At 56.7% G+C, this 17,028-nt stretch carries 10 protein-coding genes; 5 read left to right on the top strand and 5 right to left on the bottom strand.

Annotated features, from left to right (window positions below):
* Positions 1–44 precede the first annotated feature (44 nt).
* The 5 genes from OKX01_RS10900 (at position 45) to OKX01_RS10880 (ending at position 10,790) form a co-directional block, all read left to right on the top strand.
* On the top strand, positions 45–5,954 hold the full coding sequence (locus tag OKX01_RS10900; protein WP_094196975.1) for an alpha-2-macroglobulin family protein: 5,910 nt from the start codon (positions 45–47) through the stop codon (positions 5,952–5,954).
* Entirely contained in the window at positions 5,938–8,100 is a 2,163-nt protein-coding gene (gene pbpC / locus OKX01_RS10895) for a penicillin-binding protein 1C (protein WP_264671735.1), read from the top strand. Before OKX01_RS10900 ends, pbpC begins: the two co-directional genes overlap by 17 nt.
* 74 nt (positions 8,101–8,174) lie before the next feature.
* On the top strand, positions 8,175–8,762 hold the full coding sequence (locus OKX01_RS10890) for a hypothetical protein (protein ID WP_264671734.1): 588 nt from the start codon (positions 8,175–8,177) through the stop codon (positions 8,760–8,762).
* 114 nt (positions 8,763–8,876) lie between these two features.
* Entirely contained in the window at positions 8,877–9,257 is a 381-nt protein-coding gene (locus tag OKX01_RS10885; RefSeq protein WP_264671733.1) for a hypothetical protein, read from the top strand.
* Between the two features lie 237 nt (positions 9,258–9,494).
* Entirely contained in the window at positions 9,495–10,790 is a 1,296-nt protein-coding gene (locus OKX01_RS10880; protein WP_094196971.1) for an aspartate carbamoyltransferase, read from the top strand.
* A 185-nt stretch (positions 10,791–10,975) separates the two neighbouring features.
* On the opposite strand, the gene OKX01_RS10875 is transcribed toward OKX01_RS10880, so the two are convergent.
* The 5 genes from OKX01_RS10875 to OKX01_RS10855 form a co-directional block, all read right to left on the bottom strand.
* Positions 10,976–12,496, bottom strand: a complete 1,521-nt coding sequence (locus tag OKX01_RS10875; RefSeq protein WP_230017896.1) for a CoA-acylating methylmalonate-semialdehyde dehydrogenase — start codon at positions 12,494–12,496, stop codon at positions 10,976–10,978.
* Between the two features lie 79 nt (positions 12,497–12,575).
* Positions 12,576–14,144: a cation/acetate symporter ActP gene (gene actP / locus OKX01_RS10870; protein ID WP_094196969.1), complete on the bottom strand. Its 1,569-nt coding sequence runs from the start codon at positions 14,142–14,144 to the stop codon at positions 12,576–12,578.
* A complete protein-coding gene (locus tag OKX01_RS10865) occupies positions 14,141–14,458 on the bottom strand; it encodes a DUF485 domain-containing protein (protein WP_094196968.1) in 318 nt (105 codons plus the stop codon). Before OKX01_RS10865 ends, actP begins: the two co-directional genes overlap by 4 nt.
* Before the next feature lie 51 nt (positions 14,459–14,509).
* A complete protein-coding gene (locus OKX01_RS10860; RefSeq protein WP_094196967.1) occupies positions 14,510–15,304 on the bottom strand; it encodes a crotonase/enoyl-CoA hydratase family protein in 795 nt (264 codons plus the stop codon).
* A gap of 44 nt (positions 15,305–15,348) precedes the next feature.
* Positions 15,349–16,956: a long-chain-fatty-acid--CoA ligase gene (locus OKX01_RS10855; RefSeq protein WP_108727596.1), complete on the bottom strand. Its 1,608-nt coding sequence runs from the start codon at positions 16,954–16,956 to the stop codon at positions 15,349–15,351.
* Positions 16,957–17,028: the final 72 nt, after the last annotated feature.

Below are 17,028 nucleotides of genomic sequence, written 5' to 3'. Positions count from 1 at the left end.
ATTAAACTGGCGCCGAAAATAGCATATTCCATAGGGGAAGAACGATGCATCGCCAGTCTTTGCTGGGTTTGGTGTTCTTGCTGAGCGTCAGTAGCGCTCAAGCCATTACGATAAGCAGTTTTTCGCCTCAGGGGGCGACATCGGATTTACGGGACGTCAAAGTTACTTTTGCCAAACCCGCTGTCCATTTTGGGGATTCGCAATTACCTGCGCCCGTGCTGGTGCAGTGTGATGATCCCGCTGTGGTTGGCCAGGGCCGCTGGCTCGATTCCCGTCGTTGGATTTATGAGTTTGACGAGCGCCCAGGGCCAGGGTTGAGTTGTACGGCGGTCGTGTCCAAAAGCTTTCGCAGCATTAACAATGAGGCGATCAGCGGGCCGGCTCAGTATCGTTTTAATTCTGGCGGTGCCATTTTGGAAAGCAACCGCCCGTATTACAACATTATTGATGAGGACCAGGTTTTTCTATTCAGTTTCAATGCGCCTGTTAATACCGGCTCTTTAATCAAGAACGGTTATTGCCGGGTAGAGGGTATTGGCGAGCGCATTGGCCTGAAAGCGGTTGAAGGTGCCCAGCGAGATGCGATGGTTCGCTCTGAGTTCTATGTGGATGAGGTAGACGAGCGTTACCAAGCCGTGCAGTGTGCGCGGCCCTTGCCAGCCGATGCCGCCGTGTCGGTGGTGCTGGAGCCGGGCATCATGACCCAGATCGAAAATCGCAAGGGTGTCCCTAATACGGATCGTTACACCTACGATTTCAATGTGCGTCCTGAATTTACGGCCTCGCTCTCTTGCATGCGAGAGCGCGCCGAAGCACCTTGCACGCCAGTTGGCAGCTTCGGTGTTCAGTTCTCCGCGCCCGTCGCGTACGAGTACTTGAGCCAGATCCGTTTGGAAGCGGGCCAACAAGTTTGGGAGCCTGTGTCTGATAGTGATGAGGCATGGCAGGATCGTGGCCCCAGCCAATACCTGCGTTTCCAGGGACCTTTCCCTGAAAACGCTAAGCTGACGGTCAAAATTCCGGACGGCCTGACTGACGACGCTGGCCGCAGTCTTAAGAACCCGCAGGTTCTGAGTAATGGGATGAGCACCACAACGTATCCGCCGCTGGTGAAGTTTGCCGTGGAGCCTTTTGGGATTGTGGAGCGTTTCGGCCATGCCGATCGCGAGGGTTCGGATGATTCTGATCCCCCGGCCATTGGTTTGAGCCTGCGTAATGTCGAGCCGGATCTCACGACTGAGCAAATGCTGGTGTCGGCCGGTCAGGTGGGGGCCTTGGCCGTAAAGGATGATAGAGAGGTCCTGGCCTGGTATTCCCGTCTGCGCCAGCTGGATTATTCCTGGAGGGTCAGTGCGGAACGACTGCGTGACATGATGGGCGGCGATTTCAACATTACCGCTCCGATTGATCAGTACGGTCAATTGGACCTACGTGCTCAGCCTTTGCTGGTCGGCAAAGAGGTCAAGAAGCTGGACCTGCCTGGCATGGATCAAAAAGATGAACGTCCTTTTGAGCTGATCGGCGTACCGCTGAAAGAGCCTGGTTTCCATGTGCTGGAAGTTGCTTCCCCACGTTTGGGCGCGTCTTTGCTGGAATCGGCAGGCACCATGTACGTGCGCAGCTCCGTGCTGGTGACTAATCTGGGTGTACACATCAAAAAAGGGGGGGACGACTTGCTGGTTTGGGTGACCACCTTGGATGATGCCAAGGTGGTGCCGGGCGCCAAGATCCGTGTCATGAACTGCCGTGGCGAGGAACTGGTGCAGGGCGAGACGGACAAAGACGGGATGTTCCACCATCCGCAGTCAGTGGACAGCGCCGACTACTGCCAGGAAACAGGTCTTTCCGGCTTGTTTGTGACAGCGCGCATCGACAAAAGCAACCCCATGGCGCGCGGTAAAGCTGATTTCAGCTTCGCCTTGAGCGAGTGGAATTCGGGTATCGAGCCCTGGCGCTTTAATGTGCCCTACAACTGGGGCGGTCGCGACGACCCTGTGGCCCACACTGTCATGGATCGCAGCCTGTTTCGTGCTGGTGAAGTGGTGCACATGAAGCACTACGTGCGCGAACGCGTACGTGACGGTTTCAAGGCTCCCGATCGTTATCCCGAGGCGATGATTGTCGAGCACGATGGCAGCGGCAAGCGAATTGAGTTGCCTTTGAAGTGGCAAAAGACCGCCGCTGGCAGTGTATTTGCTTTGAATGACTGGAAGATCCCCAAGGATGCCGAGCTGGGTGTTTACCGTTTGCGTACCGAAGGTGAAAACCAGTACTTCAATTTTGGCGAGTTCCGCGTTGAACAGTTTAAGTTGCCTGTTTTGGGCGGCAGCATCAAGTTGGGTGATGGCCAGGATCGTCCTTATCTGGTTAGCCCCAAACAGATGCAGGCGGATTTGCAACTGCACTATCTGTCAGGTGGTCCTGCGGACTTCTTACCAGTGCAGTTGTCGGCGGTGGTTCGTACCCAGTCGCCTTCATTTAGCGCGTATGACGACTATAGCTTTGCTCCTCCCCAGACGGTTGAGCAATCTGACGCCTCGAACGCGCGCGTTTTTCTGAACAAGCAGCGCTTCCAGTTGGATGCTCAAGGAGGTTTGCGTGCCAAGCTGGATGATCTGCCTGTGGTGGATCGACCTTCCGAATTTCTGGTGGAAGCGACCTTTGCCGATCCTAACGGTGAAATTCAGACCCTGACCCAAACGGTGTCTGTATGGCCTGCCGATGTAGTGGCTGGTCTGCGTGCGGGTAGCTGGTTGGCCGCCGGTTCGTCCACCAAGCTCTCGGCCATTGCGGTGAGCCCTGACGGCAAGCCTCTGAAAAACGTGCCCGTGCGGATTGAAGCTGCCAATGTGCAGCGCTTCTCGATTCGCAAGCGTATGGTGGGTGGCTTCTACAGCTACGACAATCAGGAGCAGCGCGAAGACCTGGGCACGATCTGCGAGGGCCGCAGTGACGATCAAGGCCTGGTGCAGTGTGATGTCAAACTGGACAAGGGCGGTCAGGTCGAGCTGCGTGCGATTGCGCGTGATGGCGAAGGCCGTGAGTCGGTCTCCGCCAGCAGTGTTTGGGTCAGCGGTTCGGGCGATATGTGGTTTGGTGGTCAGAACGATGACCGTATCGACGTGATTCCTGCGAAAAAGACCTGGGCTCCTGGCGAGACAGCCGAGTTTCAGGTGCGCATGCCTTTTCGCGAAGCCACGGCCCTGGTGTCAGTGGAGCGTGAAGGAGTCTTGCAGGCTCAAGTGGTTCAGTTGGAGGGCGATAGCCCGAACGTCAGTGTAGAGATCAAGCCTGAGTGGGGGCCGAACGTCTATGTGTCTGTGCTGGTGCTGCGTGGCCGACTGCGTGAAGTGCCTTGGTACTCCTTCTTTAGCTGGGGCTGGAGTCAGCCTTTGAACTGGTACAAGGCCTACTCGGAAGGCGGTGGCGAATTTGTGGCCCCGACGACCACCGTGGACTTGTCCAAGCCTAGCTATCGTTTTGGTTTGGCCAGCATTGAAGTCAGCAGCCAGCAAGATGCGCTGGATGTGAAAGTGACGACAGACCGCAGTCAGTACGCGATTCGCGAACAGGCCAAAGTTGATATTCAGGTTCTGAAGTCCGATGGCACACCGGCAGCCGGTGCCTCCGTGGCCTTGGCCGCGGTGGATCAGGCCCTGCTGGAGCTGAGCCCGAACAATAGCTGGAACTTGCTTAACGCCATGCGCGCCTTGCGTGGCTACAACGTGCAGACCGCCACGGCGCAGTCTGAAATCGTGGGGCGTCGTCACTATGGTCGCAAGGCCGTAGCGGCCGGTGGTGGCGGTGGCAAAAGCCCCACTCGCGAGCTGCTGGATACCTTGCTGCTGTGGAATGGTAATGTGGAGCTGGACGCACAGGGTCGCGCAACGGTGACTGTCCCGCTGAAAGACTCCCTGACCCAGTACCGCATCGTGGCTGTGGCTGATCTGGCGGGTGATCGCTTTGGTAGCGGTTCGGCCCAGATCGTCACCACGCAAGACCTGCAAATCATTTCCGGTTTGCCTGCCATTGCCCGTGAAGGCGATGACTATCAGGCCCAGGTGACGCTGCGTAATAGCAGCCCACGTGCCATGACCGTGAAAGTGCAGGCGAAGTACCGTGGTAAAGGCTTGCCATCGGCAGAGTTGCCTGAGCAAACCGTTGAGCTGGCTTCCGGCTCGGCCAAAGTGCTTGTTTGGCCTATGTCGGTTCCACTGTCCAGTGGATCGGCCGATTCGCACCAAATGGAGTGGACGGTTGATGCACAGGAAGTTCAGCAGTCCGGTGTCACGGGCAAAGCAGCCAAAGACAGCCTGACGATTAAGCAGGAGGTCTTGACTGCCACCCCCATCACCGTTCAGCAGGGAACACTGGTTGCTGTGGGTATTGATGCCCCCCTGAACATGTCGGTGCAGGCACCGGCTGGTGCCTTGAAGAACGAGCAAGGGGTGGTTCAAGGAGGGCTGCAGATGCTGTTTCGCTCTTCTTTGGGCGGCGGTATGGAAGGGGTGCGTGCCTGGTTTGAACGCTATCCTTACAGTTGCTTTGAGCAGCAAGCCTCGCGCTTCATGGGCCTGCGTTCCGAACAGGCTTGGGCTGGTCTGATGCAGCGCATGCCTTCGTATATGGACCAGAATGGTTTGCTGCGTTACTTCCCAAGCAACTACGGTTGGGGCAGTCGTGTGCTGACCAGCTACATCCTGGATATCAGCTATATTGCTGAATCCATTGGCTTGAACTTCTCCATTCCGGATGGCTTGCGCAACGAGATGCTGCAGGGCCTGGAGAACGTGGTCAATGGTCGAATCCCGACTATGCAAACGGTGTCTCGTCAAGAGCGTGATATCGAGGTAATTCGTGCTGCGGCTGTGTTGGCCAAGTACGACCGCGCTCGCGTCAATATGCTGGATTCGGTGGAGCTGAACCTGCAAAGCTGGCCAACCGAAATTCTGCTGGCCTGGGTTGATCTGACTCAGCGTTTGCCAGGCATCAAAAAAGCCGAGCAGACGCGTAAAGAAGCCATGGGTCTGATTCAGGCACGCCTGATCAGTCGTGGTACCCGTCTGGTCTTTGGTGAGGATGCGCTTAACGGCAGCCCATGGGCCATGACCAGCCGTGTGACCAACCAGGCTCGCCTGATGTTGTTGGTCAATCAGATGCCGGACTGGACCGAGGATATGCCTCGCCTGGCCCAGGGCCTGTTGGCAGAACAGCAACGGGGTGCATGGCGCATGACCACTGAAAACCTTCTGGGTAGCTTGGCCATTGAGCAGTTCAGCCGTCATCATGAACAGCAACCTAGCGGCCAGTCCATGGTGATTCTGGGCTCGGAAACGGCCCAAGTGGTGGACTGGGACATGCTCAAACCTGACGGCCAGGGTGTGCGTTCCGCCAAGATTGACGTGCCTTGGCGGGGTGATCAGGTCGAGAACCTGAGCGTTGAGCAAATGGGCGAAGGCAAGGCCTGGATCGACGTCCGTTCCCTGGCGGCGGTGCCTGTGACCAAACCTATCTCTGCTGGCTTGAGCCTGGAGCGTCATATTGAGGCTGTGGAGCAGGCCAAGCCTGGCGTGTGGAGTCGTGGCGACATCATGCGCGTGAAGATCAAGGTCAAGGCCCAAGGTCAGGCAAGCTGGGTCGTTGTGTCTGATCCAGTTCCTGCCGGAGCCACGATCTTGGGCAGTGGCCTGGGTCGCGACTCTGCCATGGCAACAGCCGGTGAAGAACAATCCGGCCAGTGGCCCAGCTTCGTCGAGCGTCGCTTTGATGGTTACCGTGCTTACTACGAGCGCTTTGAAGAAGGCACGACCGAGGTCAGCTATACGGTGCGTTTGAACACTGTGGGCCAGTTTGTGTTGCCAGCCAGTCGTGCTGAGGCCCTGTACGAGCCTGATGTATTTGCCGTCTGGCCTAACGAGCAAGTTCTGGAAGTTGTGGATGCACCCGTCAAGTAAAGCAGGACTGCTGGTGCTGGGACTGGCCCTGTGGGCCAGTCCTGGGCAGGCTACCCCCAGCTACGAGGACGTTCGGCAAGCGTACCGCTCTTCCGATGTACAGGTTCTGGATCGCCAGGGCCAGCTTATCCAACGAGTCCGTCTGGACTTTCATCAACGACGCGGCGACTGGGTCGCGCTGGAGCAAATTTCTCCGGCTTTGCAAATGGCGGTCCTGATGTCTGAGGACCGCCGTTTTGAGTCTCATGGTGGGGTGGATTGGTTATCCGTCGGCTCTGCGGCCTGGGATGGTCTGTTTGCCGGACGGAGTCGCGGTGCCTCGACCATTACCATGCAGCTAGCCGGTCTGATGGACCAGGATCTGCTTGGTGGTCGTGGTGGGCGCTCGGTCTGGCAAAAGCTGGATCAGGTGGTGGCGGCCCAATCGTTGGAAGATACCTGGAGCAAACCCGAAATTTTGGAAACCTATCTGAATCAGGTGGCTTTCCGGGGTGAGCTGATCGGGGTGGATGCGATGGCGCGCACCCTGTTTCAAAAGCAGGCCGCAGCATTGGACGCGCGTGAGTCGGCCATTGCCGCTGTGTTGTTGCGCGGCCCGAATGCCTCGGCCTTGACGGTTGAACGCCGGGCGTGTTTGACCTTGCAGGAAATGGGGCGCGCCGAGCAATGTCGAGCGTTGAGTAATCTGGTGCCGGTGGCTTTGCGCCGGGCCGGACAAGCCCCCTTGGGGCAGGCTCAACGGGCGCCGCATTTTGCCCGTTGGGTCTTGGATCAGAATCCGCAAATCAAAGCGGGTGACAGTGTCCACACAAGCTTGGACACGCGATTGCAAATGCAGGTGCAGGCCAGTATGCGGCGACACTTGCTCGATCTCAGGACCGCGCGTGTGCAGGATGCTGCCGTTGTGGTGCTGGACAATCACAGCGGGCAGGTTCTGGCCTACGTCGGTTCCAGTGGTGACCTGTCCGAGGCGGCCGAGGTGGATCATGCTCGCGCTTTGCGGCAGGCCGGCTCTACGCTCAAGCCTTTTCTGTATGAGATGGCGATTGAAAAGCGACTGTTGACAGCGGCGTCTTTGCTGGAGGATTCCCCGCTGAATTTGTCCACCGGTAATGGCCTGTATATCCCGCAAAACTATGACAAGCAGTTTGTGGGTTGGGTCAGTGCGCGTAATGCCCTGGCCTCTTCGTTGAATATCCCCGCTGTGCGGGTGTTGACCATGCTGGGGCCTGCCAATCTGGTGGATCGCTTGCGTGCGTTAGGCATGAATCTGCGCCAGGATGGTAATTTCTATGGGTATAGCTTGGCCTTGGGCAGTGCGGATGTCAGCTTGTTGGAGTTGACCAATGCCTACCGTGCTCTGGCCAATTTAGGCCAGACTCAAGCCGTGCAAACACGTATGGACCAGCAAAGCGCTGCCTTTCATCCTGTGATGGATGCAGGCGCTAGCTGGATTGTGGGCGACATATTGTCTGACCGTCAGGCGCGGGTACTGACCTTTGGTTTGGACAGTGCCTTGAGTACACCGTTTTGGAGTGCGGTTAAAACCGGAACCAGTAAAGATATGCGTGATAACTGGGCCCTGGGGTGGACAGAGCACTTTACCGTCGGTGTTTGGGTGGGAAATAGTGCCGGTCAAAGTATGCAAGATGTATCAGGCGTTAGCGGTGCGGCACCGATCTGGCACGAGGTGATTTCGATCCTGCAGCAGCGTCGCCCCGGCCGTCAAACGGCTATGCCTGCTCAGGTGCAGAGGCGTCAGATTGAGTTTTTGCCTGCCATGGAACCTAGCCGTGAGGAATTTTTTGTCGAAGGCACGCAGACTGATCGCGTGGTGTTAAGTGATGTGGAACAGGCCTATGCTGGCCCGGCCCGTATTCGCGAGCCAGTCAATGGCACTATTTTCGCGCTGGATCCGGATATTCCACCACAAAACCAGCAACTGCGATTGTTGGCCCAAGGACAGATTACCGAGCCCTTGGTGTGGTGGGTGCAGGGAGTAGAAGCGGGGAAGGGGGCACAGTTGCGAATTCCGCTGGTGCCGGGAACGCTGCGAATTGAATTGAAAACGGAACACGGTCGCTTAATGGATGAAGTCAGCGTACAAATTAGAGGTGCACAAATGACAAGCTTTAACAAAGATTAACCGCTTGCACTTTTACATGGCTGATACACTGCTATCCTTATTGATTCTTCGTAAAGAGAGAGGGAAACTTCATTATGATGACTTTACGCGCGCTCGCTCGAATTTTGGCTCCTGTTGGCTTGGTCGCACTGGCCGCTTGTCAGACCGTTCAAGAAAAACCGAGCGATACCGCTGGTGCTTCCAGCACCGCAACGCAAACAACTCCCTCCACGCCAGCAACTGGCGCTCAGCAGCCTCAAGCACAGGCAGGTGTCCAGCAGCAAGCCGCACCGGTACAGATTTTCCTGGCTGACACGCAGGAGCAAGCGGGTTGGGCTCGCGTCGATGTCCAGCCCAATGGTGTTCTATTTGTGAATCCGCGTGCCGTGGTGGTGCGTCAGGATCTGGTTGGCGTACAGGCCGGTACTAACGACAGCAAGGAAGGCTTGTTGGCGTTGGATTTAACGCCAGAGGCGGCTCAACGTTTGCTGCAAGTGACCACTCAGTTCCCCAAAAAGCGCTTGGCGTTGGTCGTGGGTGACACGATGTTGGCTGCTCCCGCTTACGGTTCGCCCGTTAAAGATGGCCGCCTGATTTTCATGGTGGGTACTGAAGCTAACGCCTTGGCTGCTGCGCGTGCCATTGCCGGTCAAGAAGCGACACAAACCAACGGCAAGAAGTAAGCCCTGCTTACGACCTTAATGCCACCCTGGTCTTGGGTTCATCCATGCCTGGCTTGTTGAAAAATGCGGTGGGTGTCCACACCCACCCCTCTTGTTAAAAACAGGAAAGTCGGTATGGTGACCCCGCCCAGCAGTTTTACTTTTTATATCCTTTCTTTTCGGGTTCTGATCGGCCTTCATGGGGCCGCGCTCTTATTCATCATGTTGATGGGCACTGGAGCGATCGGATCCGTTTTTGTCCCCGCTTTTTTACGTCTGCCCCTGTTCGTCTTTCTGATGGGGCTGGTCTCGGCGTTTCTGGCCTTGTGCTGGAGCCATTGGACCCTGGCGTGGCACAGCTCCAAATCAGGGCGTCGCTGGGCCTGGATTCCCGGTTTCTGTTCGGCCTTCTTTCTGGCCTTGAGCCTGGCGCTTTTTGTGATCGGTGTCTGGGGCACCTTGGGCCTGGCTGATTTTGCCTACCAGCATAGCGAGTGGCTTACCTCCGGTCAGTAAGATTACGAGGGCCTCATGGCGCCCAATGATGATCAGGCCGCACCTTCTACCACGCCGTATCGGCAGCATCCCTAATTGTTGTCTTGCTTTGCTCCGTGCGCGTAGCGAGTAGCGGCTCTGAGCGGCTGCGTAGATTGTCGTTGTATTTTCTGCAGTGGGTTCAATTCTTTCTCGCTTTTTGATCAATTGCGGTCTTAAAATATACGCATTGCGTATGTTTTAGAAGCGAGAGCTGATATGGCCGTCTCCCAACAAGTTTTTTTGCGTGATGCAATGCGTCGCCTGAACCTGACTCGTGACGTTTTTGCGGCACGTATTGGGGTCAAGCGCCGTGCATTGGATACCTGGCTGCTGCCTGAAGGCTCTTTGGAGTCGCGGGCCATGCCTGAAGTGGTGCAGCGTTTTGTCACGGAAATCGTGGAAAACGAAGCATTGCTGAGCAAATATGCGCAAAGCGCACAGTCCGGTCCCTTGCGTGATCGCATTGCCACCGGCGGCAAACATCAGCTCTTGTCCGTAGATCAGTTCACCCGTGAAACCGTGGAAGAGCTGTGCAGCCTGGCCGACATCATGCAGCCTATCGCCCGCCGTCAAAAAGTATCGCGCGTGCTGGAAGGTGCTGTGCTGGGTAACCTGTTTTTTGAAGCCTCCACCCGTACTCGCGTCAGCTTCGGCTCGGCCTTTTGCCGCCTGGGTGGTTCGGTATGTGACACCACCGGCTTTACCTTTTCCTCCATGGCCAAAGGCGAGTCCATTTACGACACCAGCCGCGTCATGAGCGGCTATGTGGATGCCATGGTGATCCGTCACCCTGAGCAAGGCTCGGTCGCGGAATTTGCACGTGCCACCAATATTCCTGTGGTGAACGGTGGTGATGGTGCGGGCGAACACCCCAGCCAGGCCTTGCTGGATCTGTACACCATCAGCACGGAGTTTTCGCGTCTGGGCAAGTTGCTGGATGGCGCACATATCGCTCTGGTAGGGGATCTGAAATATGGCCGTACCGTGCACTCCCTGATCAAGCTGCTGGGCATGTACCGTGGCCTGAAATTCACCCTGATTTCGCCCCCCGGCCTGGAAATGCCTGAACACATTGTGGAGCAGGTTGCCAAGCAAGGTAAGCATGTCATTGAACAGACCAGTTCCTTGGAAAAAGGTCTGCCCGGCGTGGATGTGATTTACGCCACGCGAGTGCAAAAAGAGCGTTTTGAAGAAGGGCAGGATGGCAGCTTTACGGCTGACTTCCAGGTTAACAAAGCCATTATCGACCGCTGCTGCGGCCCTGATGTGATTGTGATGCATCCATTGCCACGTGATAGCCGTGAAGGTGCCCATGATCTAAGTGTGGACCTGAACCACGACCCGCGCCTGGCTATCTTCCGTCAGGCTGACAACGGTATTCCCGTACGTATGGCGATCTTTGCTGTGCTGCTGGGTGTGGAGACGCTGGTGCAGCATTCCATGCGTGATGTGACCTGGGACCCGCCATCGCACGTCGGTCCTGATGATGCGGTTTTCCATGGCATGTACTAAGTTGAGTAGATGCTAGCGCTAATCCTGCGCCAGCATTAAAAAAACCGGGGCTCTGAATCAGAGCCCCGGTTTTTTGTCTTTTATCACAGCGCTTTTAAAATCGGCTGGGTGAGCAGATTGATAGCGGTGACATGCCACGCTGAATCGTCGCTTGCAGGCGAAAATTCAGCCCAGAAAATCCATGTTTATTTGGATGTAGGCATGGCAAATTCTGCACCCTTGGAGATGCTCTCAGGCCAGCGTTGCATGATGGATTTCTGGCGTGTGTAAAAGCGCACGCCTTCTTCACCGTAGGCGTGCATGTCGCCAAACAGGCTCTTTTTCCAGCCACCAAAACCGTGCCAGGCCATAGGGACAGGAATAGGGACGTTGATACCGACCATACCCACGTGGATACGGCGGCCAAATTCACGGGCCACGTTCCCGTCACTGGTAAAGCAAGCGACACCGTTGCCGAACTGGTGCTTGTTGATCAGCTCAATGGCACTGGCCAGGTCCGGTACGCGTACGCAGCACAGCACAGGGCCAAAGATTTCATCCTGATAGACGCTCATGTCGGGAGTGACGTGATCGAATAATGTGCCGCCCATCCAGAAGCCGTCCTTGCAACCTTCACCGGCTTTGGCACCGTCAAAGTTACGACCGTCTACCAGCAGTTTGGCGCCTTCTTGTACACCTTTGTCGATGCAGCTGCTGATACGCTCGCGTGCTTGCTGCGTCACGATGGGGCCCATTTCTGCCGCTGCATTGGTGCCGTTCAGAATCTTCAGGCTGCGAGTGCGTTCTTCCAGCTTGGGCAGGATGCGCTCGGCAGAGTCACCCACCAGTACAGCGACTGAGATGGCCATGCAACGCTCGCCTGCCGAACCGTAGGCGGCACCGATCAGGGCGTCCACGGTCAGGTCGATGTCGGCGTCAGGCATGACGACCAGGTGGTTCTTGGCGCCACCCAGTGCCTGGACGCGCTTGCCGCCAATGGCGCCCATTTCATAAATACGGTTGGCAATCGGGGTGGAGCCCACAAAGGACACGGCTTGCACGTCCTGATGATTGACCAAGGCCTCAACCGCGTCTTTATCGCCTTGCACCACGTTGAACACACCATCGGGCAGGCCAGCCTGCTTCAGCAGCTCGGCAATAAACAGGCTGGGGCTGGGGTCGATAGGGCTGGGTTTGAGCACAAAGGTGTTGCCCGCAGCAATCGCTACAGGGAACATCCACATGGGCACCATGACCGGAAAGTTGAAAGGGGTGATACCCGCGACCACCCCCAGGGGCTGGCGCATGGTCCAGTTGTCGATATTGGTGCTGACCTGTTCGGTGAAATCGCCTTTGAGCAGTTGAGGAATGCCGCAAGCAAACTCCACAATTTCAATGCCGCGAGTGACTTCGCCCATTGCATCGGACAGAACTTTGCCATGCTCGGCCGTAATCATGGCGGCCAGCTTTTCCTTGTTCTCGTTGAGCAAGGCCAAAAAATTGAACAGGACACGGGCGCGGCGAAGTGGTGGGGTGTCGGCCCAGGCGGGGAAAGCGGCCTGGGCACTGGCCACCGCAGCGTCAATATCTTGCTGGCTACCCAGTCTGACTTTGGCGCTAACCTGGCCGGTGGCCGGGTTGTATACCGGTTGAGTACGGGTACCGGCGCCAGCCTGCTGGCCACCTCCGATGTAGTGAGCAATTTCGGGGGTGTTTAACTCTGTCATGGTGATGCTCCTGCTGGGATGAATTAAAACAAGGGGCGGTAACCTGATTGGGCTGGGCTACCGCCAGCGTACCAGGTACCTAGTGAGACACAGCGGCAATACCAACTGCGGTTTCAGCGCGGACTTGCTGGGCGTCAAACCCATCACGGTCTTGGCTGGCGCGACGGCTGTTGTCCAGTTTTGATACAAAGTAGATCATGAAAAATGCCAAAGGCATGGAAATCAGGGTGGGGAAGTCATACGGGAATACTGCCTCGGAAAAGCCCAGAATGCGTACCCACACGGCTGGAGACAGAATCACCAGGCCCAGCGCCACGAGCAGGCCGCTCAAACCGCCATAGATAACGCCTCGGGTAGTGACACCGCGCCAGTACATGGACATCAGCAAGACCGGGAAGTTAGCCGAGGCGGCAATACTGAAGGCCAGGGCAACCAGGAAAGCCACGTTTTGGCCACGGAACAACAGGCCCAGAAAAATGGCCACGAACCCAATACCGATTGATGCCAGGCGGTTGACGCGCATGGCTTGCGATGGCGTGACGTCGTCACGGCGGATGACTTTGGCGTACAGATCGTGAGCGACCGCTGATGCTCCTGCCAAGGTCAGGCCACTGACCACGGCCAGAATCGTGGCAAAGGACACGGCGGCCAGCAAACCAAACAGCAGATTGCCGCCCAAGGCCGTTGCCAGATGCATGATAGGCATGTTCGAGCCGCCCAACACCATGCCCCCAACCTTGCCATCCACATAGAACTCGGGGTGGTTGGGCAAGATGGCCATGGCAGCCAGACCCAGAAAGCAGATCACCACAAAGAACACGCCCATCAGCCCGGTTGCCACGAATACCGATTTACGGGCTGCGCGTGCATCAGGTACGGTGAAAAAACGCATCATGATGTGGGGCAGACCTGCAATGCCAAACACCAGGGAAACGGCCAGGGACAGACCCGAGAACGGATCGGCCATCAGCTTCCAGGGGCCCTTCATGGCTTGGCCTGCCTGATGATGATCGGCAGCAGCGCTGACCATGGCAGAAAAGTCAAAGTTGAAATACCACATGGCCAGGGCAGCCATCAAAAAGCCATTACCCATCATCAAAATCGCCTTGATGATCTGTACCCAGGTGGTTGCCACCATGCCGCCCACCACGACGTACACCATCATGAGCAAGCCCACGGCCACCACGGCATAGGTGTAGTCGATGCCAAACAGCAGTTGCACCAGTTGCCCTGCGCCGACCATTTGCACGATCAGGTAAAACAGCACTACCGTCAGCGAGCTGATCGCAGTAAAGATGCGCGTGCTGCGTTCATCCAGCCGGTATGAGACGATGTCGCTCAAGGTGTAGCGGCCCAGGTTGCGCAGGCGCTCGGCAATCAGAAACATGATGATCGGCCAGCCCATGAAGGCGCAAACCGCATACAGCAGCGAGTCAAAGCCGTTGGTAAAGGCCAGGGACGAAATGCCCAGCAAGGTTGCAGCGGACATGTAGTCGCCCACAATGGCCAGGCCATTTTGCGTGCCGGTAATGCCGCCTCCTGCCGTGTAAAAGTCCGAGCTGGAACGTGTGCGCGACGAGGCCCAGTAGGTAATGCCCAGGGTAACCAGGACAAAAGCCGCAAAGATCAGAATGGCTTGTGTATTCATGGGCGTACCTTTGCCAGTACTCGCTCGCACAGCGGGTCAAAGCGGGTGTTGGCGATATGGATATACACGCCGGTTAATAACCAGGACACAAAAATCAGTCCTATTCCGTACACCATGCCACTGTTGACAGCTCCTCCACTGCCCAGCTCATGGGTTAGAACGCCGGGCCAAAAAATGGCCGTTACGATGAGCAGGCCCGTCAGCCCCAGGCAGAGGCCGGCGCAGGCAAATGCCAGACGCCGCCGCTGCGACTTGAGTTGCTCATATTCCTGTAGTCCGGCTAGTTTCCGGCTTAACTCTTGATGCGACAGCATGGTTTTGTCTCCGTATTGTTGTGATTACTGCCCATGTTCGCCTGGCCGATGTTATTTGGTCGGCTTCACTTTATGAGCTTTCTTATTAACAAACTCCCCCAAGCGGTCCTGCACATCTCGCCCGGTTTGTACTACGGCTGCCATCAAGCCCTCGGCAAAGAGGCCATCGGTGGCAGACATATCGGCAATGCGGCTGATCGAGCTGACAATGGCGTAGTTCGACAAGATGGCATTGCCTGCAATGCGCTGGGCCAGTTCCAGGCTCAGCTCATAAGCAGTTTTAGGGTTGGCTTCGTTATTGCATACGTAATGCGCCAAGCCCAATCGTTCTCCCTCCACGGCATCAAGTACGCGGCCTGTCAGCATCAGTTCGATCATGCGGTTGGGGGAGATGATTTTGGCGGTACGCACGGTAGCGCCACCACCGGTAAAGATGCCGCGTGTGCCTTCAGGCAGGGCAAAAAAGGTGCTGCTGTCTGCGACACGAATGTGCGCCGCACTGGCCAGTTCCAGACCACCGCCCACGACGGCGCCCTGCAAGCAGGCGATGACGGGGATGCCACCATGTTCGATCTTGTCGAACGCACGGTGCCAGCTTTGGCAAACGCGCAAAAAATCCACCGCGCCGCGTTCTTTGTCGTGGTGTTCTTTCAGGTCCAGGCCCGCGCAGAAATGGTCGCCTTCTGCCTTCATCAGAATGACCCGGATGTGCTCGGGAATATTGGAGAAGTACGCATCAATTTCAGCAATGGCATCTTCATCCAGGGCGTTGCGCTTGTGCGCCTTGTTCAGCGTGACAATTCCGATGTTGTCCAACTCGGTGGTCAGCAGGAAAGGGGCGGCCATAAAAAACTCCTTGTGTTACGTAATCGCGAGGGCGGCAGTGCAAGTCAGCTGGGATTGGTTTGATCGGCCAGCATTTTTCGCAGCGCCATTTTTTGGATCTTGCCAGTTGCCGTCATGGGCATCTGGTCGATGAAAATTACTTTGTCGGGTACCGACCAGCGGGTGACACGATCCTGATAGCGTCGCAGCATCTGGGTCTCGTCCAGATCAGCCCCTTCGCGTGGCACCACGAACAGCACAGGGCGTTCCCCCCACTTGTCGTCCGCTTGGGCGATGCAGGCTGCCAGCTCGACCAAAGGTTCCTCCATGGCGATGTTCTCGATCTCGATCGAGGAAATCCATTCGCCACCGGACTTGATCACATCTTTACTGCGGTCGGTAATGTAGACGTAGCCATCGGCGTCGATGGCGCCTACGTCACCGGTGCGAAACCAGCCGTTTTCACTGGCCAGATCAGGTTTGCCGTAATAGCGGTCCATGATCCAGTTGCCCTGGATCAGCAGGTGGCCGCTGCTCTTGCCATCGCGTGGCAAGGTATTGCCTTGGTCGTCGACGGTTTTCAGGCGCACGCCGAACAGGGCTCGGCCTTGCGAGGCCAGCACGTGTTGTTTCTGCGCTTCGGGCAGATTGCTGTGCTTGGGGAGCAATTGGCATACCGTGCCCAGCGGCGAGGTTTCCGTCATCCCCCAGGCGTGGCGAACGGTAATGCCGTAGCTGGCCCAGGTGGCAATCATATTGGGGGGACAAGCCGAGCCGCCAATCAGAATGCGGCTCAAGGTGCTGAACGGTTTGTCAGTCGCTTTGGCGTAGTCCAGCACGGTTTTCCAGATGGTGGGTACACCCGCAGACAGAGTGACACCCGCCTGTTCACATAAGGAATAAATACGTTCGCCTTGCAGGTTCGCACCGGGAAGCACCAGCTTGGCGCCGGACAGCAAGCCTGAATACGGCAGGCCCCAGGCGTTGACATGAAACATGGGCACCAAAGGCATGATGGTATCGCTGCTGGCAATGCTCAGGGCATTGGGGTGGGACGAGGCGTAGGCATGCAAGAGCGTGGAGCGGTGGGTATACAGCACGCCTTTGGGCTCGCCCGTGGTCCCGGAGGTGTAGCACAGGCCGCTGGCTGTGTTCTCGTCAAACACGGGCCATGTAAAGCCGGTGGTGTCATTGCCCAGCCAGCTTTCGTATTCGTCAGCCAACGGGCCGTGGGCCTGGCTGCCCATGCGCACCCACTGCGTGACGGTGGGGCATTGGCCGCGCAGATAGTTGACCATTTCTTCGAAATGTTCGTCGTAGAACATCACCGTGTCTTGGGCATCATTGATGATGAAGGCAATTTGCTCGTACGTCAGACGGGGATTGACGGTGTGACAGATCAGACCGATGCCCGAGGTGGCGTAGTAAATTTCCAGGTGGCGGTAGGTATTCCATGCCAAAGTCGCCACGCGCTCGCCGGGCTGCAGACCTGCACGGTGCAGTCCCAGGGCTAGATCCTGAACTCGGTGGGCAAATTCAAGATAGCGGTAGCGATGTAGCTCGCCATTATCCAAAGCGGTAACAATTTCCTGCTCAGGGTTATTCTCTAGGGCGTGGGTGAGAATTGAACTGATGAGCAAGGGCATGTGCATCATATTTCCAGTGCCTAACATGGTGATGTCTCCTTGTATTATGTGTGTCAGCATAGGATGGTTTAGCACCTTACCCAATAGCGAATACTGACG

It is taken from the genome of Alcaligenes sp. SMD-FA (assembly GCF_025960365.1).
Lineage (GTDB): Bacteria > Pseudomonadota > Gammaproteobacteria > Burkholderiales > Burkholderiaceae_B > Alcaligenes > Alcaligenes aquatilis.
Note: the sequence above shows the minus strand (reverse complement) of the source record. Positions and strands in the feature narration are given on the sequence as shown.

Bases quoted from the DNA above. Each gene is read 5' to 3' on its own strand.
- OKX01_RS10855 (WP_108727596.1), bottom strand. From the start codon at position 16,956: ATGTTAGGCACTGGAAATATGATGCACATGCCCTTGCTCATCAGTTCA.
- OKX01_RS10890 (WP_264671734.1), top strand. From the start codon at position 8,175: ATGATGACTTTACGCGCGCTCGCTCGAATTTTGGCTCCTGTTGGCTTG.
- OKX01_RS10880 (WP_094196971.1), top strand. From the start codon at position 9,495: ATGGCCGTCTCCCAACAAGTTTTTTTGCGTGATGCAATGCGTCGCCTG.
- OKX01_RS10865 (WP_094196968.1), bottom strand. From the start codon at position 14,458: ATGCTGTCGCATCAAGAGTTAAGCCGGAAACTAGCCGGACTACAGGAA.
- OKX01_RS10860 (WP_094196967.1), bottom strand. From the start codon at position 15,304: ATGGCCGCCCCTTTCCTGCTGACCACCGAGTTGGACAACATCGGAATT.
- OKX01_RS10875 (WP_230017896.1), bottom strand. From the start codon at position 12,496: ATGACAGAGTTAAACACCCCCGAAATTGCTCACTACATCGGAGGTGGC.
- actP (WP_094196969.1), bottom strand. From the start codon at position 14,144: ATGAATACACAAGCCATTCTGATCTTTGCGGCTTTTGTCCTGGTTACC.
- OKX01_RS10900 (WP_094196975.1), top strand. From the start codon at position 45: ATGCATCGCCAGTCTTTGCTGGGTTTGGTGTTCTTGCTGAGCGTCAGT.
- OKX01_RS10885 (WP_264671733.1), top strand. From the start codon at position 8,877: ATGGTGACCCCGCCCAGCAGTTTTACTTTTTATATCCTTTCTTTTCGG.
- pbpC (WP_264671735.1), top strand. From the start codon at position 5,938: ATGCACCCGTCAAGTAAAGCAGGACTGCTGGTGCTGGGACTGGCCCTG.